This window comes from [Clostridium] celerecrescens 18A (assembly GCF_002797975.1).
GTDB classification, from domain to species: domain Bacteria; phylum Bacillota; class Clostridia; order Lachnospirales; family Lachnospiraceae; genus Lacrimispora; species Lacrimispora celerecrescens.
Map to the genome: position 1 here is coordinate 4,218,656 of NZ_PGET01000001.1, position 17,740 is coordinate 4,236,395.

General features: G+C 46.3%; 17 protein-coding genes. 1 reads left to right on the forward strand and 16 read right to left on the reverse strand.

Annotation, left to right across the window (positions count from 1 at the left end; genetic code table 11):
* Window positions 1-193: 193 nt before the first annotated feature.
* The 16 genes from uraA to holB form a co-directional block, all read right to left on the reverse strand.
* The gene (gene uraA, locus H171_RS19180; protein WP_100307588.1) at window positions 194-1,456 is read right to left on the reverse strand and encodes a uracil permease; all 1,263 of its coding nucleotides are present in this window, start codon (window positions 1,454-1,456) and stop codon (window positions 194-196) included.
* Between the two features lie 272 nt (window positions 1,457-1,728).
* On the reverse strand, window positions 1,729-2,850 hold the full coding sequence (locus H171_RS19185; RefSeq protein ID WP_100306563.1) for an NAD(P)H-dependent flavin oxidoreductase: 1,122 nt from the start codon (window positions 2,848-2,850) through the stop codon (window positions 1,729-1,731).
* Complete coding sequence (locus H171_RS19190; protein WP_100306564.1) at window positions 2,850-4,574, reverse strand: acetyl-CoA carboxylase carboxyltransferase subunit alpha; 1,725 nt, start codon at window positions 4,572-4,574, stop codon at window positions 2,850-2,852. Before H171_RS19190 ends, H171_RS19185 begins: the two co-directional genes overlap by 1 nt.
* Before the next feature lie 20 nt (window positions 4,575-4,594).
* Window positions 4,595-5,947, reverse strand: a complete 1,353-nt coding sequence (locus H171_RS19195; RefSeq protein ID WP_100306565.1) for an acetyl-CoA carboxylase biotin carboxylase subunit — start codon at window positions 5,945-5,947, stop codon at window positions 4,595-4,597.
* A 9-nt stretch (window positions 5,948-5,956) separates the two neighbouring features.
* A complete protein-coding gene (gene fabZ, locus H171_RS19200) occupies window positions 5,957-6,382 on the reverse strand; it encodes a 3-hydroxyacyl-ACP dehydratase FabZ (protein WP_186802567.1) in 426 nt (141 codons plus the stop codon).
* Window positions 6,383-6,444: 62 nt separating this feature from the next.
* Window positions 6,445-6,924 (reverse strand): acetyl-CoA carboxylase biotin carboxyl carrier protein, encoded by a 480-nt coding sequence (accB, locus tag H171_RS19205; protein ID WP_100306567.1) that lies wholly within the window; start codon window positions 6,922-6,924, stop codon window positions 6,445-6,447.
* Window positions 6,925-6,934: 10 nt separating this feature from the next.
* A complete protein-coding gene (gene fabF, locus H171_RS19210) occupies window positions 6,935-8,173 on the reverse strand; it encodes a beta-ketoacyl-ACP synthase II (RefSeq protein ID WP_100306568.1) in 1,239 nt (412 codons plus the stop codon).
* 15 nt (window positions 8,174-8,188) lie between these two features.
* A complete protein-coding gene (gene fabG, locus H171_RS19215) occupies window positions 8,189-8,929 on the reverse strand; it encodes a 3-oxoacyl-[acyl-carrier-protein] reductase (RefSeq protein WP_092241454.1) in 741 nt (246 codons plus the stop codon).
* 43 nt (window positions 8,930-8,972) lie between these two features.
* Window positions 8,973-9,893 (reverse strand): ACP S-malonyltransferase, encoded by a 921-nt coding sequence (gene fabD / locus H171_RS19220; protein WP_100306569.1) that lies wholly within the window; start codon window positions 9,891-9,893, stop codon window positions 8,973-8,975.
* 16 nt (window positions 9,894-9,909) lie between these two features.
* A complete protein-coding gene (gene fabK / locus H171_RS19225) occupies window positions 9,910-10,833 on the reverse strand; it encodes an enoyl-[acyl-carrier-protein] reductase FabK (protein ID WP_100306570.1) in 924 nt (307 codons plus the stop codon).
* Window positions 10,833-11,066 (reverse strand): acyl carrier protein, encoded by a 234-nt coding sequence (gene acpP / locus H171_RS19230; protein WP_025230682.1) that lies wholly within the window; start codon window positions 11,064-11,066, stop codon window positions 10,833-10,835. Before acpP ends, fabK begins: the two co-directional genes overlap by 1 nt.
* An 84-nt stretch (window positions 11,067-11,150) precedes the next feature.
* Window positions 11,151-12,116, reverse strand: a complete 966-nt coding sequence (locus H171_RS19235) for a beta-ketoacyl-ACP synthase III (protein WP_100307589.1) — start codon at window positions 12,114-12,116, stop codon at window positions 11,151-11,153.
* A 211-nt stretch (window positions 12,117-12,327) separates the two neighbouring features.
* The gene (rsmI, locus tag H171_RS19240) at window positions 12,328-13,185 is read right to left on the reverse strand and encodes a 16S rRNA (cytidine(1402)-2'-O)-methyltransferase (protein ID WP_100307590.1); all 858 of its coding nucleotides are present in this window, start codon (window positions 13,183-13,185) and stop codon (window positions 12,328-12,330) included.
* Between the two features lie 35 nt (window positions 13,186-13,220).
* Entirely contained in the window at window positions 13,221-13,958 is a 738-nt protein-coding gene (locus tag H171_RS19245) for a tRNA1(Val) (adenine(37)-N6)-methyltransferase (RefSeq protein ID WP_100306571.1), read from the reverse strand.
* A complete protein-coding gene (locus H171_RS19250; protein WP_100306572.1) occupies window positions 13,948-14,856 on the reverse strand; it encodes a PSP1 domain-containing protein in 909 nt (302 codons plus the stop codon). The genes H171_RS19245 and H171_RS19250 overlap by 11 nt, the downstream gene beginning before the upstream one ends.
* Before the next feature lie 3 nt (window positions 14,857-14,859).
* The gene (gene holB / locus H171_RS19255; RefSeq protein WP_100306573.1) at window positions 14,860-15,849 is read right to left on the reverse strand and encodes a DNA polymerase III subunit delta'; all 990 of its coding nucleotides are present in this window, start codon (window positions 15,847-15,849) and stop codon (window positions 14,860-14,862) included.
* Window positions 15,850-16,104: 255 nt separating this feature from the next.
* Between holB and H171_RS19260 the strand changes: the two genes are divergently transcribed.
* Window positions 16,105-17,733 carry a response regulator gene (locus H171_RS19260; protein WP_100306574.1) on the forward strand — a complete coding sequence of 543 codons (1,629 nt, stop codon included), beginning with the start codon at window positions 16,105-16,107 and terminating at the stop codon, window positions 17,731-17,733.
* The last annotated feature ends 7 nt before the right edge of the window (window positions 17,734-17,740 follow it).

Sequence of the window (17,740 nt, forward strand, 5' to 3'; positions counted from 1 at the left end):
TCCTCTTTTTAACTTCTTTCAATTCTTTCTTAATCCATCTTATTCCCGCCAAAATAGCCTTATGTGTTTTCCCTGTTACAAATTCAGAGCAAAATACCGCAAAGCAACTGACAGTTCGTTGCTCTGCGGTATATGCAGGTCCTATATTTACATTTTCCGGTTTTAAACACTCCCGGATCTTTCCTTAATCCAATTACGCATGATCCCTGTCATTTGTAAGATTCAGCTTGTCCAGAACAAAGAACATCAGGCCCATCAGCATACCTACTACACATGCAAGTACCATACCTGATAACTGAATGCTTCCAAACTTTACGGCAACTCCGGAAAGTCCTGTTACAAAGATAACGGAGGTCATGGCCATATTTCTGGATCTTCCGTAATCTACCTGTGCATCAACCAGAATACGAATGCCTGAGGCTCCGATCATTCCATACAGTAAGAAGGAAATTCCGCCGATTACCGGCCCTGGAATTGTATTGATTAATGTCGTCATCTTTCCGATAAAAGAACAGGCAACAGAAAGTACTGCCGCTCCCCCGATTACATAAACGCTGTATACCTTTGTCATAGCCATAACACCGATATTTTCCCCATATGTGGTGGTGGGTACAGAACCAACAAGACCGGAAAGTGTGGTTGATATATAATCTCCCAGCAGAGAGCGATGTAGCCCGGGATCCTTTATCAAATCTCTATTTACTATTTTACTGGTTACGATCTGATGGCCGATATGTTCTGAAGTAACGACCAGTAGCACTGGCAGAATAATGACAATTGCTTCCCATTTAAACTTCGGTGCTGCAAAATTAGGCAAGGACAACCATGCTGCGGTGCCGACCTCACTAAAATCTACAACACCACATAAAAGTGCTGCCACATATCCTACAATAATTGCAACCAGAATCGGGATAACAGATAAGAATTTTCTGAATACCACAGAACCAAGTACCGCAGTCAGCAGAGTTACCAGAAATACAATGACATTCCTCATATCAATCATTTCATCCTTCAGGCCTGCATTGGCTGCTGCTGTTCCAGCAAGCTCAAGTCCAATCAGTGCCACAACCGGCCCCATAGCCGCCGGAGGAAGAACGATATCAATCCAGTCTGAACCGAATTTATAAATGATCAGTGCCAGAACACAACCGCAAAGCCCCACGGCAACAAACCCGCCCAGGGCATAATTATAGCCCCATTTGCTGATAACAATTCCTGCCGGTGCCAGGAATGCAAAACTGGAGCCAAGGTATGCCGGTGCTTTTCCCTTTGTTATGAAAATAAAAAATAATGTTCCCATTCCATTCATGAACAGTACAACTGCCGGGTTGATCCCAAATATAAAAGGAACCAGGACCGATGCCCCGAACATTGCGAACATATGCTGGATACTTAAAGGCACCAGCAACTTAAATGGCACTTTCTCTTCCACCTGAATGATTTTCTTGCTTTCCATACAGCTCTCCATTTCTCTCTTAGTCTTCTTAAAATTTTTTATCTTTCCCATTATAGCACTACCTCTATTTTCACGCAACCACTTAAAATTGGAGATTTTTTCTAATTTACAATAGACTTCAACTTATGAATGAGTCTTATCTGCCTGAACTCCGGAAAAAAGGCTGCGGCCCCCGGTTTCTTCAAACCGGCAGCTTTGCAGCCCCTTTTAATCAAATATCCCAGTCTTCAAAGTCAAGCAAGCTGAACCCTGGCTCATTGCTCTTATGAGAATCAATTCTCACCAACCAGATCTTTCATAACCTCTTCTACCGTTTCTATCCGTGTTGCAAGATGAGCCTTGCTGCCGCAAAAGACAAGCCCTTCTCCGGTCCGCCCTTCTGCGGAATTCACCAAAGCCTTCGTAATACAATAAGGAATGGTCTTCCTGTCGCATTTATCCAAACATTGATAGCAATGCTCCAGACGGAAAGGAGTATCTCCCACGGTCTTTAAAAAAGGATTCTTAATAGCCCTTCCCGGCATTCCCACCGGGCTTTTGGTAATAGCGATATCTTCTTTCTTTGCATGAAGATAGGCCTGCTTAAACGCTTCCGGTGCATCGCATTCCTCGGTGGTCACAAACCGGGTCGCCACCTGGACGCCGTCGGCTCCAAGGGAGAGCTGGTGCATAACATCCTCATGGGAATAAATGCCTCCCGCGGTCACGACCGGGATCACCTTATTATACTTATCTCCATATTCCTTGACCAACCGGATAATACCTTTTACTTCTTCTTCATATTCCGCCTGCTTATAGGTGCTGTCCACATCCTCTGTATCCACCCCAAGGTTCACCAGGTCCTCTCTGGAAAATCCCAGGTGTCCTCCTGCCAGTGGCCCTTCCACTACTACAAGGTCAGGCGCCTGATGGTATTTACGGTCCCACATCTTGCAAATAACCATAGCAGACTTTACCGTTGATACAATGGGCGCTATTTTGGTTTTTAACGCGACACCGGCTTCTTCCGCTGCCTCTGCCACATATTCCGGCAGGCTCACAGGAAGCCCGGCTCCGGATATGATAAGATCCGCTCCCGCCTTTACCGCTTTTTTCACATAGCTGGCATAACTTTTCGTGGCAACCATAATGTTAAACCCAATGATGCCCTCCGGCGCGATTTCTCTTGCCTTTTTCATTTCCTGTCCAATGGCCCGCAAATTTGCTTCCAATGGATTCGCCTTAAAATCCGGCTCCCGAAAACCAATCTGAGCCGTAGAAATGATTCCGATCCCTCCGGCCTTTGCCACTGCTCCGGCTAAAGAAGAAAGACTGATTCCTACTCCCATACCGCCCTGGATCACCGGATGGTTTGCTACCAGTTCTCCTATTATCAAAGGTTTTAATGTTCCCATTACATTCTCCTAAATCTTTCATATCTTTGATCTGCAAGTTCTTCCTTTGTCATGGTAAGTGAAATGGCAAAAAATTCTTCCATGGCCTTATCCATTTCTTCTGCAATTCGGTCAAGATTATCTGCGCAAGCCGGTTCTTCTTCTGAGATCACCCGTTCTATGAGACCTAACTCCATTAAATCCCTGGCCGTAATCTTCATGACCCTGGCCGCATCATTTGCCTTTTTGCTGTCTTTATATAAAATCGAAGCAAATCCCTCGGGAGAGAGGATAGAATAAATGGAATTCTCCATCATCCAGACTTCATTTCCAACCGCCATGGCGAGAGCACCGCCGCTGCCGCCCTCTCCTATTACGATGGAAAGAACCGGCACGGTTAAATCTGCCATTTCAAATAAATTTCTGGCGATGGCCTCTCCCTGCCCCCGTTCCTCGGCCTCCAGGCCGCAGAAGGCTCCCGGCGTATCCACAAAGCAGATGACCGGACGGCCAAAGGCTTCCGCCTGTTTCATCAGACGCAGAGCCTTCCGGTATCCATCGGGTGATGGCATTCCAAAATTACGCCTGATGTTATCCTTTGTATTCTTCCCCTTTTCCTGTCCGATGACCGTAACAGGTATTCCATGAAAGGAAGCGATCCCGCCAATAATTGCCCCGTCATCTTTATAATAACGATCCCCGGCAAACTCCATGAAATCATCAAACAGTGCATGAATGTAATCCGATGCCACCGGCCGGTCCGAGCTTCTGGATAGCAATACGGTATCCCAGGCGCTCCTTTTATTCCTTTTCAACCGGAGAACCTTCTTTTTTCCACCATTTGATTCCGCTTTTGTACGGTTATCCACAGGAAGGCTCTGACCATGATGGGAATTGTGGAGCCTTAAAATATTTGACAAGGTTTCCTTCATCTCTTCCCTGGGTACGATCTTATCAATGAAGCCATGTTCAAGCAAAAATTCCGCTCTCTGAAATCCTTCCGGCAGTTTCTGTCCTATGGTCTGTTCAATTACCCGGGGACCTGCAAATCCGATCAGAGCGAACGGCTCTGCCAGAATGATGTCGCCCAGCATGGCAAAACTGGCCGTCACCCCGCCTGTGGTAGGGTCTGTAAGAACACTGACATAAAGTTGGCCTGCCTTGTGATGGCGCTTTAAAGCTGCCGAAGTCTTTGCCATCTGCATGAGTGAAACGATCCCCTCCTGCATTCTGGCTCCGCCTGAACATGCAAATATGATCACCGGAAGCTTCTCCTTCGTCGCCCGCTCTACGGCTCTTGCAATCTTCTCCCCCATCACATGGCCCATACTGCTCATGATGAAACGGGCATCGCAGACTCCGATCACTGCCTTTTGGCCGTTCATTTCACAGCAGCCGGTGACAATGGCTTCGGAAAGCCCGGTTTTTTCCCTGGCTGCCGCGACCTTCTTATCATAGCCCGGAAAATCAAGGGGATTTTTAAACTCCATCTCCTTATCCCATTCTTCGAAGGTCCCCTCATCCGCTACCATTTCAATCCTCTGGTAAGCATGAAGGCGGAAATATCCTTTGCATTTTGGGCAGATGAAATGATTGCTTCTCACATCCTCCACATATATGGGCTGGCAGCATTTATTACACTTCCTCCACAGCCCTTCCGGAATGCCCGGTTCCTCTGCTTTTTCAGGAGCCTTGTATTTGCTGTCTATTAATGTATAGGTTTTCTTAAACATGCTTTTTAACATAAGATTGCTCCTTTACCTGCCTACCGGACATAATCCGGAAAATATTTGGGGATAAAATCCGTATCCACATCTCCATCCCGGTAAGCTTCATGACTCAGGATATCAAACTGAAAATCAACATTTGTCTCAATCCCCTCGATGATCAGTTCTCCCAGAGCGCTTCTCATCTTTAAGATGGCTTCCTCCCGGTCTTTGCCGTGGACGATCATCTTCATTAACATGGAATCATAATTGGCCGGAACCTTATATTCATTGTAAATGTGTGTGTCTATGCGTACTCCATTGCCTCCGGGCACATGCACATTTTTTATAAGGCCCGGACAGGGCATGAAGTTTTTCGCTGGATTTTCTGCATTGACTCTGCATTCAATGGCATGACCTGTAATGGCCACATCCTCCTGCCTTACACTTAATGGCTCACCTGCTGCGATTCGGATCTGTTCCTTGATTAAATCCAGGCCGGTTACCATTTCCGTCACCGGATGCTCCACCTGGATTCGGGTGTTCATTTCCATAAAATAAAAATTCTTATGTTTATCCAAAAGGAACTCAATGGTTCCTGCATTCTCATAGTGAACAGCCTTGGCCGCGCGGACCGCAATCTCTCCCATGCGGTTCCTTAATTCCTCAGAGATAGCTGCTGACGGGGATTCTTCAAGCACCTTTTGATGGCGTCTTTGAATGGAACAGTCGCGTTCCCCCAGATGCACTACATTTCCAAACTTATCCGCCATAATCTGAAATTCTATGTGCCTTGGCTTCTCAATATATTTTTCAATATACATGGTATCATCGGAAAATCCCTTTACGGACTCCATCTGGGCATTCTTAAAATTAGCCTCAAAATCCTCCAGGCTTCTGGATATCCTCATACCTTTCCCCCCGCCGCCTGAGGAAGCTTTAATCATAACAGGAAAACCGATCCTTTCCGCCATAGCCTTCGCCTCTTTTACCTGACGGACCGCTTCCTTTCCGCCTGGGATCACAGGGACTCCTGCTTCTATCATGGTCTTTCTGGCCTCGGATTTATTCCCCATCTTCCCTATTACTGCTGCAGAAGGGCCGATAAAGGTAATGTTACACTTTTCACAAAGTTCTGCAAATCTAGCATTTTCCGATAGAAAGCCAAAACCCGGATGAATGGCATCCGCTTTCATGGCTACCGTGGCCGTGAGGATCCTCTCCATGTTTAAATAGCTCTGGGTCGAGGGGGCCGGGCCAATGCAGATCGCCTCGTCGGCTAATAAGGTATGAAGACTCTCCCTGTCCGCCTCTGAATAAACAGCAACCGTTTTAATTCCCATTTCCCTGCAGGCCCTGATGATACGTACCGCGATCTCTCCGCGGTTGGCAATTAAAATCTTATCAAACATGAGCCCCACCTATCCAATCATAAATGTCAGTTCCGCACTGGCGGCCAACTTCCCGTCTACGGTTGCGGTGGCCTTTCCCACACCCACAGGACCTTTGCGCTTAATGATCTCACATTCCAGCTTAAGCCTATCTCCCGGAATGACCTTGTGTTTGAATTTTGCCTTGTCAATACCACCAAAATATCCGATTTTCCCTTTATTTTCTTCCATGCTTAACATTGCAACTGAACCTACCTGTGCCAGGGCCTCTATGATCAGGACTCCTGGCATTACCGGCTCTGCCGGAAAATGTCCCTGAAAAAAAGGTTCATTATAAGACACGCATTTATATCCAACCGCTCTCACTCCAGGCTCAAACTCCTCGATGCAGTCCACCAGTAAAAATGGATGTCTGTGAGGAATGATCTCCTGAATCTCCTTAATACCTAACATCATACGCCCTCCTGCTTTTAAAAGAGAGGCCCAGCCTCTGGGCCTCTCTTAGATTTCACAACTGCCTACCGGATACGGAACAGAGGCTGACCGTACTCCACCACATCTTCGTTACCTATTAAAATGGCTTCCACCACGCCATCGAATTCGCACTCAATCTCATTCATCAGCTTCATGGCTTCGATGATTCCTAAGACCTGCCCCTTCTTTACCGGATCTCCCACCTTTACAAATGGCTCACTTTCAGGAGACGACGCATTATAAAAGGTTCCCACCAAAGGAGAGGACACAAGCTTATCCGAACAGATATCATTTCCTTCCGCCTCCACAGGTTTCCCGGCTGAAGTGACTGGCGGAACCGACTGCTGGGCGAAAACACCTGCTGCCGCTTCTGTTTGGACAACAGGACTTCCGGATATTGTCACGATTTCTCTTTCTTTTTCTTTCTTAATGGAAAGCGTTAAGTCTCCCTCTTCCATTCTAAAGCTGGTTAGGTCATTTTCTTTCACAGCCTGCATCAGCCTGATCATATCATTAATCTCCATAGACTGCCTCCTATTGTTCAAACTTCTTCACAAGAATGCTGGCATTATGTCCGCCGAATCCAAGGGAATTACTGATGGCATATGTCACATCACAGGCAACACCTTCCCCTTTGGTATAATCCAGGTCACAGCCTTCTCCCTCTTCTAAAAGGCCGGCAGTTGCATGAACAAAGCCATCCCGGATGGATTTTACACAGGCAATGAATTCGATCCCTCCTGCAGCACCTAAGAGATGGCCCACCATGGACTTGGTGGAGCTGATCTTTACATCTTTTGCATGGTCGCCTAAGGCAGTCTTAATGGCCAAGGTCTCAAACAGGTCATTGTGGTGAGTGCTGGTACCATGGGCATTCACATAATCAATTTTCTCAGGAGCAATTCCCGCGTCCTTAATAGCCTCGGTCATGGCTCTTGCCGCACCGCTTCCATCCTCAGCAGGAGATGTGATGTGGTATGCGTCACAGGTTGAACCGTAACCAACCACTTCACCGTAAATGACCGCATTTCTTGAGAGCGCGTGCTCAAGCTCTTCTAAAATAACAACGCCTGCTCCTTCTCCCATGACAAAGCCGCTTCTGTCTTTATCAAATGGGATGGATGCACGAAGGGGATCATCAGCAGTCGTAAGTGCCGTAAGTGCCGTGAATCCTGCCACGCCGATCGGGGTGATGCTGGCTTCAGCTCCTCCCGCCACCATGACATCCGCCTCTCCGTACTGAATGGAACGGAAAGCTTCCCCAATGGAATGGGTTCCGGTGGCACAGGCAGTTACCACATTGATGCACTTTCCTTTTAATCCGAACTGGATTCCCACATTTCCGGCCGCCATATTGGATATCATTAAGGGAACCAGAAGAGGATTTACCCTGCCCGGTCCTCTTTCCAGAAGCTTTTTATTCTCCCTCTCCAGGGCTTGTAAGCTTCCGATTCCTGAACCAACGCTTACGCCCACCCGGTAAGGGTCTTCCTTTTCCATGTCAATGCCTGATGTCTCCAGGGCTTCCTTTGATGCTGCCACGGCAAACTGGGCAAAACGTTCCATACGTTTTGCTGCCTTTACATCCATATAATCCTTTGGATCAAAATCCTTTACCTCGGCAGCCAGTTTTGCTTTATAATCCGTTGTATCAAACTGGGTGATCGGCCCGATCCCCACCTTATTTTCCTTTAAGCCATTCCAAAAGCTCTCTACATCTTTCCCGATGGGGGTAATGGCGCCCATACCGGTTACTACCACTCTTCTCTTCATACCATCTCTCCTCACTTACATAGCCATGCCGCCATCCACACTGATCACCTGACCAGTGATGTACCCAGCTTCCTCTGATGCCAAAAATGCTGCCACACCGGCAATATCTTCTACTGCTCCAAAACGTTTCATCGGGATCTGTTCTAAGGATGCTGCCTTTACGGATTCCGGCAGAACCTCTGTCATAGCCGTATGGATAAATCCGGGGGCTATTGCATTTACTGTAATCCCTCTGCTTGCAGCCTCTCTGGCAAAAGACTTGGTGATACCGATAACACCAGCCTTAGCTGCACAGTAATTTGCCTGCCCGGCATTGCCTAACACGCCGGAAACAGAAGAAATATTTATGATCCTTCCGCTCTTTTGCTTGATCATCTGGCGGGCAACATGCTTCATGCAGTTGAATACACCCTTTAAATTGGTATTGATCACCGCATCAAAATCTTCCTCAGACATCTTCATCAGCAGATTATCCCGTGTGATCCCTGCATTGTTCACAAGAATATCCAGCTTTCCGTATTTCTTTATTACACCTTCTAATAATACGCCCACGCTTTCATATTCCGCTACATTACACTGAACAGCTTCTGCCTTACCGCCCTTTTCTTCGATCTCCTTCACTACTTCCATGGCCTGGGAATCAGAACCATTATAATTAATAATCACGGTTGCTCCCTGGTCTGCCAGCTTTACGGCAATTGCCCTTCCGATTCCTTTGGCGGCTCCGGTCACCACTGCTATCTTACCATCTAACATGTTCTTTTCCTCCTACATCCTTAAAAGGGAGTTCGATTCACCTTTAGGAAAAATTGATCAGTTTCTCCATATCTTCCAGCTTCTCTATATTAAAGACTCTTGCGTCCTTCGTAATCTTCTTAATGAATCCGGCCAATGTCTTACCCGGCCCGATTTCGATAAAGGTATCCACACCGTCTGCCACCATGGTTTCCACACTCTGCTGCCACCGCACGGAAGAATACACCTGCTCTTTAAGCAAAGGCTTTACCATATCACTGGCTGTTACATACTGGGCTGTCACATTCGCCACGTAGGGAATCTGAGGGGTTTTTAATTCCACGCCCTTAAGCACCTCTCCCAATTTCTCCCCCGCACCGGTGAGCATGGAGGAATGGAAAGGTCCGCTTACATTTAACATCAGCGCCCGTTTTGCACCTGCTGCCAGAAGCTTTTCATTTGCCGCTTCCACAGCCTCTTTTTTACCTGATATCACAATCTGCCCCGGACAGTTGTAATTTGCGATCTGGACTCCCTCCATATCGCTTAATACTTCTTCAATCTTTAAGGCATCCAATGCCAGAATAGCTGCCATGGCTCCGATCCCATTAGGAACCGCTTCCTGCATGAGGATTCCCCTCTGCCTGACTGTCCGAATGGCATCAGCATCGCTCATGACACCTGCAGCCGCAAGCGCACAGTATTCTCCCAGGCTTAAACCGGCAGATACCTGCGGTCTTATGCCCTTTTCTGCTTCCAGCACCCGCATCATGGCAATGCTGGTGGTTACCATGGCTGCCTGAGTATATTCCGTAATATCCAGCCGGTCATTCTTTTCAAAGCAAAGCTCCGGTAGGTCAAAACCAAGCAGGCTGGAAGCCATATCATATGTTTCTTTTCCAATCTTTGTCTGCTCATAAAAATCCTGGCCCATACCACAGTACTGCGCACCCTGGCCTGGGAAAATAAATGCAATCTTGCTCATGATAATAAACTCCTTTTTAACAGCCAAGCAATCGTTCTGCCTGTTCCATCATCTCATCAATCATTTCTTTGCAGGTCTGTTCCCTGGAAATCATACCTGCAATCTGTCCGGCCATAACTGTGCCGTTTGTGATATCCCCCTCCTGAACCGCTTTTCTAAGAGTTCCAAGAGTCATATATTCCAATTCTTCAAAGGATTTGCCTTCCTGCTCCAGTCTTGCATACTCCCTGGTCATCTGGTTTCTCAAAGACCTTACGGGATGGCCATGGCTGCGTCCGGTTACTGCCGAATCAATATCCTTAGCCTTAATAATCCGCTGCTTGTAGTTTTCATGGACAATGGATTCCTCTGCAACTACAAACCTGGTTCCGATCTGGACAGCCTCTGCTCCCAGCATGAATGCTGCAGCGATTCCCCGTCCGTCTCCGATGCCGCCGGCAGCGATCACTGGTATGGATACTGCATCCACTATCTGGGGAACTAGCGTCATGGTCGTCTGTTCACCGATATGGCCGCCGGATTCACATCCTTCTGCCACTACTGCATCTGCGCCGTATTTCTCCATTCTCTTTGCCAGTGCCACGGAAGCCACCACCGGAATCACCTTAATTCCTGCTGCCTTCCACATATCCATATATTTTTCCGGGTTTCCGGCTCCGGTGGTCACCACCTTAATGCCTTCTTCCACCACTACTTTTGCCACATCCTCTGCATGAGGGCTTAACAGCATGACATTGACGCCAATGGTTTTTCCTGTCAGCTCCTTTGCCTTGCGGATCTCCGCACGTACCACCTCGCCAGGAGCATTTGCCCCGCCGATGAGGCCTAAACCTCCGGCTTCCGATACGGCCGCCGCCAGATGATGCTCAGCCACCCAGGCCATACCGCCCTGGATAATCGGATGTTCCACTCCCAAAAGTTCGGTAATTCTGGTTTTCATTACGCTTCCACGCCCTTCGCTTTTAAATAGTCCATAACCTGCTGAACCGTAGTCAGTTTCTCTAAATCCTCAGATGGAATCTCTACAGAATACTCATCCTCAAGAGCCATAACAAGCTCAAACAAATCCAGAGAATCTGCTCCTAAGTCTTCTTTGAAGGAGGATTCAGCGGTAATTTTACTTGCCTCCACGTTTAACTGCTCTGCGATAATTTCCTGCATTTTCTCTAACATCATTCAATCTCCTCTTTCATTTTCATTTTCATTTTTATTATTTTTATTCTATTACTTTGAGTTTCAAAGTATTAGTTGAAATCATTACCACTCCAAAAGAGTGGCTCCCCAGGTTAATCCTGCTCCAAAGCCGGCGAGTACGAGTTTATCTCCCCGCTGTAACTTTCCTTCCCGGTTCATCTCATCCAAAAGGATTGGTATGGTCGCTCCTGATGTATTTCCAAACCGTTCCAGATTGGTAGGAAACTTTTCCATAGGTATCTTCAACCGCTTTGCGATGGATTCAAAAATCCGGTAATTTGCCTGATGCAGAATAAAATATTTAATTTCTTCCATGTCGGTTCCGCTTTCTTCCACTACCTGTTTGATGGACTCCGGCACGGTTTTGACTGCAAATTTGAACACTTCCTGGCCGTCCATGGTCATATATCCAAGCTCCGGCTTCTTTCCTGTGAGGAAGTTACCTGTGGTCCTTCCTCCGCATTCCAGAGCGTTTCCCCTGGTGCCATCCGCTCCCATGGTCATGTGAAGGATCCCCTTTTCTTCTGCCCGGACGACAGCCGCTCCGGCTCCATCCCCGAACAGAACGCAGGTGCTTCTGTCATTCCAGTCAATAAGCTTACTTAAGGTATCCGCCCCGATCACCAGCCCGGTCCGGTAGATTCCGGCCTTAAAAAATGCGTGAACCGTATTTAGGGCATAAACAAATCCGGAGCATGCCGCACTTAGATCAAAGGCAGCGGCCCTGCTAGCTCCGATTGCCGCCTGCACCTCACAGGCGCCGCTGGGGAAACAGCAGTCCGCAGAAGAAGTGGCTAAAATGATGATATCCAGTTCATCTGCCGATACACCGGCATTGATAAGCGCCTCTTTTGCAGCCTGTATGGCCAGATCCGAGGTACCCGACTCCGCCGATGCAATCCGCCTTTCCTTAATTCCGGTCCTGGTTCTTATCCACTCATCACTGGTATCCACAACCCCTGCCAGATCATCATTGGTTACCACTTGCTCCGGGACAGCTGAACCTGTTCCTATTATTCTTGTTGTCATAAATTCCCCCATCCATGTCTCCCACCTCTCATTTCCTTTTCACTGTCCATGATTCCTGAACAGGTTTCACCCGCTTTACCGGATGCAAAGGTTTGCCTGCAAGACGTTTAGAGCTAGCGGGATCCATTCCGCGTTGGATTGTTTTATATATCAAATATTTTGAATATCAAAGTAATTTTATAAAATGATACGCAGATTGTCAAGAGAAATTTTACAATTCATGGTTTAACAGGTACTGATAAACCTCTCTCTTGCTGATCCCCCTGTCCTTTGCCACCATGCGCATTGCTTCTTTCCGGTCTATCCCCTGACTTACGTAAAGCTCCATGTGTTCCTCCATGGACATCTCCCGGGAAGCCATGGATCTTTCCTCTATTTTCTCCCTGATGCTCTTTCCTTCTATGACGATGACACACTCGCCCTTTGGATCTTCCTCTTCATAAGCCATTAAGGCTTCTAAAAAGGTTGTCCGAAACGCTGTTTCAAATCGTTTCGTGAGCTCCCTGCAAATGGTGATCCTCCGATCTCCTAAAGCCTCGTAAAGCTCCTTTAAGGTTCTGACAAGCCGGTGAGGCGCTTCGTAAATGATCATGGTCCTGGTCTCTTCCTTAAGCTCCTCTAAAATCCACTGTTTCTCCTTCTTGTCAGTGGGCAAAAACGCTTCAAAGGAAAATCGTCTGGTACCAAGGCCTGAAAGAGTGAGAGCCGTAATACAGGCCGCCGGTCCGGGAAGAGAAGTCAGCTCAATCCCTGCCTCATAGCACTGCTTTACCAGTTCCTCCCCAGGATCTGAGATACCCGGCGTCCCAGCATCCGTGATTAAGGCAATCTGAACTCCTTGTTTCATCTGCTCCACCAGGTACCTGGCTTTTTCCACCTTATTATATTCATGGTAGCTTGTCATGGGTGTCTTTATATCAAAATGATTTAAAAGCTTGATGCTGTGGCGGGTATCTTCCGCCGCTATCAAATCCACTTCCTTTAACGTATTTAATACCCTCAGGGTAATATCATCAAGATTCCCTATGGGCGTTGCACACAAAAATAACTTTCCTTTATTCTCTTCCAATTTTCCTGCTCCCAGCCGTTTCCTCTTTTTCGTTATCAATACCCGTAAATGGTATAGATCTCATCCGTATACACACCTGGTTCTTTATATACAATAACAGGGGCCTCCACCTTGATCATGGATTTTCCTCCCCTCACAGCTTCAATGAGAACCATGTTGGCTTCCCTGTCCACATAGGGATGAACCATCTTCATCCGCTTTGGCTCCAATCCGCAGCCTTTTAAAGCCGTTATAATCTCAACCAGCCGGTGAGGCCGGTGTACCATATAAAACCTCCCGCCAGGACGCAAAAGCTTTGCCGCTTCTCTTGTTATATCATGAAGGGTGCATAACACCTCGTGACGGGCTATGGCCTTTGGCAGCTCCGGATTCTTAAGGCCGTGTGAATCGTTCATATACGGGGGATTAGAGGTCACTACGTCAAAGGAAGCCGCGCCAAATAAACGGCTGGCTTCCTTTATATCTCCCGTTACTATGGAAATTTTTTCTTCCAGATGATTTAAGGCCACGCTCCTACTGGCCATTTCCGCCATCTCTTCCTGAATCTCCAGCCCGGTATAATGAAGTCCCTGGTTTTTAGCCTCCAAAAGGAGGGGGATGATCCCGGTGCCTGTCCCTAAATCTACCGCCTTTTCCCCCTGCTTTACCAGCGCAAATCCGGAAAGAAGGACCGCATCCATACCAAAGCAGAACCCATCCCGGTTCTGTATGATCTGATATCCGTTTCTCTGCAGATCATCTATACGTTCATTTTCTTTTAAATCAATTGTCATCTAACTTAGACTTTCCTTCTTTCTTTTCAAGAGCCTCTAATGCTTTTAACTCCTCATCCGTTACCTGGGCCTTCTCCCGACGGCGTCTGGGTTTAAATTTCAGCTGATCCACCCGGTATTCCCGGATTTCTTTTTCATCCTTAATGGTAACAACCACCTTTACCAGCTGCCTTAAAACGCTTACGGAATGAACCTCACCCTTAAGTCCGTCATCCGTTGTCACAAAATCGCCTACGTTGGGAAGCTTGCTGTTAAGCTCTTCATAGGTTTCCTCTTCATTCTTTAAGCAGCACATCAGTCTTCCGCAGACACCGGATATCTTGGTGGGATTTAAGGATAGATTCTGCTCTTTTGCCATCTTAATGGATACAGGTATGAATTCTGAAAGGTAGGAATTGCAGCATAAGGTTCTTCCACAGATGCCGATCCCTCCCACGATCTTTGTCTCATCCCGGACCCCTACCTGTCGAAGCTCGATCCTGGTCTTAAAAACAGAAGCCAGATCCTTAACAAGCTCCCTGAAATCGATTCTTCCGTCCGCAGTAAAATAAAACAGCACCTTATTATTGTCAAAGGTATATTCCGCATCAATCAGCTTCATCTGAAGACCGTGCTTTCTGATCTTCTCTTTGCAGATCTTAAATGCTTCCTTTTCCTTTTCATGATTTCTTTTTTCCACTTCATCGTCAGCCTTGGTCGCCATGCGGATCACCGGCTTTAAGGGCTGAACTACTTTATCGTCTTCCACTTCCCGGCATCCAAGAACAACGTAACCATATTCTACTCCCCGGGCAGTTTCCACAATTACATGATCCCCGGTCCGTACCTCCAGGCTCATGGGATCAAAGTAATAAATTTTTCCTGCGTTTCGGAACCGAACACCTATTACCTTTATCATAAATTAATTCTCCTTCATAACAAGCAGCATGAGCTCCATAGCCAGTTCCATATTGACATTGGCATCCAAACGGATCCTGGCCTTGTCAATGGCCTTTAAAATCATCTCAATGCCATCATAAGCACTGGCAGCGCTCATCTCTTTCATTGTATTGTATTCTTCCCTGAAAACCAGAAGATTAATATCCTGAGTCACCTTATACATTAAGACATCCCGGTACCATAACTGCATAAAATCAAGGCAGTCATAAATATCCAGATTTTCATCCTTCATCTTCTTAATATAAAAAAGCAGCTCCACAATATCCATATCCTTGATGTGCTTCAACATATGGATCAATTCCTTATACATTACCTGAAACTCCTCAGAAGAAGCCAGATGAATCGCCCTTCCAAGATTCCCTCTGGCAAATGCTGCATAAATCTCCGCTTTGCTCTCTGCAATTCCCAAAGACCCAGTTAAATAGGATTTTACCACTTTATCCTGCAAAGGCTTAAGCTTTAACTGCACACATCTGGAAAGAATGGTGGGAAGAAATGCCTCCTGATTGGTCGTAAGCAGCATAATAACTGCATAAGAGGGAGGTTCTTCGATCGTCTTTAGCAGGGCGTTCTGGGCCTGGACCGTCATCTTTTCCGCTTCATCCACAATGTAAATCTTATAGTAACTGCTATAAGGGCGTATCATAATGGTGTCGTTTATCTGTTCCCTGATATCGTCAACGCCAATGCTTCCTGACTTCTCATGGGTCAGATATAGCAGATCCGGATGATTTTCGCTCATGACCTGCTTGCATGCATGGCACTGCATACATGGCTCACTCTTTCCCTTTTCACAGAGAAGGGTCATTGCAAATGCATTGGCCAGGGACTTACGCCCCATCCCCGCTTCCCCTGTCAAAATGTAAGCATGGGAAACATGATTTGATTCAATGGCTTTTTGCAAATGTTCTTTGATTCTCTCATGGCCGATGATATCCTTAAATCCTGGCATAGAGGCACCCCCTGTCACTGTTATCTAACCCGTCCTCCCTGTCTCTGAAAACGGAAAAACGAATTTAACTAATTATAACATAGAACGTTTATCACCACAAGAAAGAAGTATTGGCAAATCCTTTCTCATTTCCCGCGTTTCTGCACATTTTCAATCAATATTTTTCAGCACATAAACTTTTTAAGTTGAGATTATAAACCCAGTGAAGTATACTGAGAAGAGAAGGTATTTGTATCGGAATTAAAACAATAGGGGATGATTTCAATTTTAGGAATAATTATAGCAGACGACGAAAAGAAAATCTGCCGGCTTTTAGAATATTTGATCGACTGGGATGAAATAGGGGTAAAGCTTTTAGGGGTTGCTTATGATGGCATTTCTGCGTATCAATTGATTCAGGAAAAGAAACCTGACGTTCTGCTTACGGATATCAGAATGCCGGGTATGGATGGCCTCCAGCTGATTGAAGAGGCCAAGAAGCAGAATGCTTCTCTTAAATGCATTATCATAAGCGGCTATAAGGACTTTCAATATGCACAACAGGGAATCCGGTACGGAGTACGGGATTATTTGCTGAAGCCAATTAATCAGGAAGATCTGACCCGTACGCTAAAAAAACTGGTCAAAGAAACCTTGGAGCAGAAAAGCAGCCAGGAAGTCCAGATGCACTTAGAAGAAACCATAAGAAACTATTCCGGTGAGTTTAAACGTGTATTTTTAAAAATAGTATTGGAGCAAAAACCGGAGGAAAGACCTGAGTCCGTATTAAAAGAAGTCCGGAAAATCAATCCGTCCCGGGTTGCCAGCACGGGCGGCCGGTGTCTGGTTGTGAAGCCCGATATTGAGTATAAGGATTTTACAAAAGACGCCTATCAGCTTTTAATTGATAAAACGATTGAGATCCTGCAGGTCGAATTTGATTCTGAAGAAGGAGATTTAACGATTGAGGCATCCGAAGAAGGAATATTTTTAATACTGTTCCATGAACCTTCTGATAAGGAAGAACTGATCAAAGCCTTAAATCATGTTAAGGACCGGGTCATGGGACTTCAGGATCTATTTCCAAAGATATACTTTTCAGCAATCATCACGGAGCAGGTGGATACAGACGAAGAACTGATCAGGCAGATACAGTACAGCCGGATCGCCATGTACAACCGGCTCCTTACGGATGCCAATACGGTATCGAAATTAAATGCGCCTGCTGCCGGATCAGAAGAAAAGAGCTCCTTAACCGCAGAGATTACAAGGCTGTTAAAAGACCGACCGGAATCCTTTGAACCGGAAGAAATAAAAAACTGCTTAAATGATGCAAAACGAATCATGCAAACAGCAAAAAACATCTCCGGTATTGACATTAAAATGGAGCTGCTCCGGCTGGCCCACAATTATCTGGACTGGTTTGAACTTCTTGATGTATCTCTGGACAAAAGCGGAAAAGCTGCTTACTTCTCTGAAATGTATGAGCATTGCATCAGTCTTGACCAGGCTTTTGAGCTCCTGGAGGAAACCCTTACAAAAGCCTTGCTTGAAGTTCTGAGCCATTTAAAAAGCAGAGAGATAAAGCCGGTTGCTTATGCTAAGCATTATATAGAAAAAAACAAGGGCGTTCAAATAAAGCTGGAAGAGCTGGCAAAAAATGCCGGTTTCAGCTATACCTATTTTTCATACCTTTTTAAAAAAGAAACAGGAAAAACACTGACCGAATATATACAGATGGTAAGAATAGAGACTGCCAAAAAGCTTCTGGTAGAGAAAGAGCGGAACATAAGTGAAGTAGCGGAACTGGTTGGTTACAGTGATATCAAATTTTTTACCAAACAGTTTAAAAAGGCGCTGGGCGTCTCTCCCAATGAATACCGCAAAATGTTTCTGGAGCGCTGAAAAGTGG

What these genes read in the sequence shown, in the direction of transcription:
- uraA (WP_100307588.1), bottom strand. Translation starts at nt 1,456, where the DNA reads ATGGAAAGCAAGAAAATCATTCAGGTGGAAGAGAAAGTGCCATTTAAG.
- H171_RS19185 (WP_100306563.1), bottom strand. Translation starts at nt 2,850, where the DNA reads ATGGGAACATTAAAACCTTTGATAATAGGAGAACTGGTAGCAAACCAT.
- H171_RS19190 (WP_100306564.1), bottom strand. Translation starts at nt 4,574, where the DNA reads ATGTTAAAAAGCATGTTTAAGAAAACCTATACATTAATAGACAGCAAA.
- H171_RS19195 (WP_100306565.1), bottom strand. Translation starts at nt 5,947, where the DNA reads ATGTTTGATAAGATTTTAATTGCCAACCGCGGAGAGATCGCGGTACGT.
- fabZ (WP_186802567.1), bottom strand. Translation starts at nt 6,382, where the DNA reads ATGATGTTAGGTATTAAGGAGATTCAGGAGATCATTCCTCACAGACAT.
- accB (WP_100306567.1), bottom strand. Translation starts at nt 6,924, where the DNA reads ATGGAGATTAATGATATGATCAGGCTGATGCAGGCTGTGAAAGAAAAT.
- fabF (WP_100306568.1), bottom strand. Translation starts at nt 8,173, where the DNA reads ATGAAGAGAAGAGTGGTAGTAACCGGTATGGGCGCCATTACCCCCATC.
- fabG (WP_092241454.1), bottom strand. Translation starts at nt 8,929, where the DNA reads ATGTTAGATGGTAAGATAGCAGTGGTGACCGGAGCCGCCAAAGGAATC.
- fabD (WP_100306569.1), bottom strand. Translation starts at nt 9,893, where the DNA reads ATGAGCAAGATTGCATTTATTTTCCCAGGCCAGGGTGCGCAGTACTGT.
- fabK (WP_100306570.1), bottom strand. Translation starts at nt 10,833, where the DNA reads ATGAAAACCAGAATTACCGAACTTTTGGGAGTGGAACATCCGATTATC.
- acpP (WP_025230682.1), bottom strand. Translation starts at nt 11,066, where the DNA reads ATGTTAGAGAAAATGCAGGAAATTATCGCAGAGCAGTTAAACGTGGAG.
- H171_RS19235 (WP_100307589.1), bottom strand. Translation starts at nt 12,116, where the DNA reads ATGACAACAAGAATAATAGGAACAGGTTCAGCTGTCCCGGAGCAAGTG.
- H171_RS19245 (WP_100306571.1), bottom strand. Translation starts at nt 13,958, where the DNA reads ATGACAATTGATTTAAAAGAAAATGAACGTATAGATGATCTGCAGAGA.
- H171_RS19250 (WP_100306572.1), bottom strand. Translation starts at nt 14,856, where the DNA reads ATGATAAAGGTAATAGGTGTTCGGTTCCGAAACGCAGGAAAAATTTAT.
- holB (WP_100306573.1), bottom strand. Translation starts at nt 15,849, where the DNA reads ATGCCAGGATTTAAGGATATCATCGGCCATGAGAGAATCAAAGAACAT.
- H171_RS19260 (WP_100306574.1), top strand. Translation starts at nt 16,105, where the DNA reads ATGATTTCAATTTTAGGAATAATTATAGCAGACGACGAAAAGAAAATC.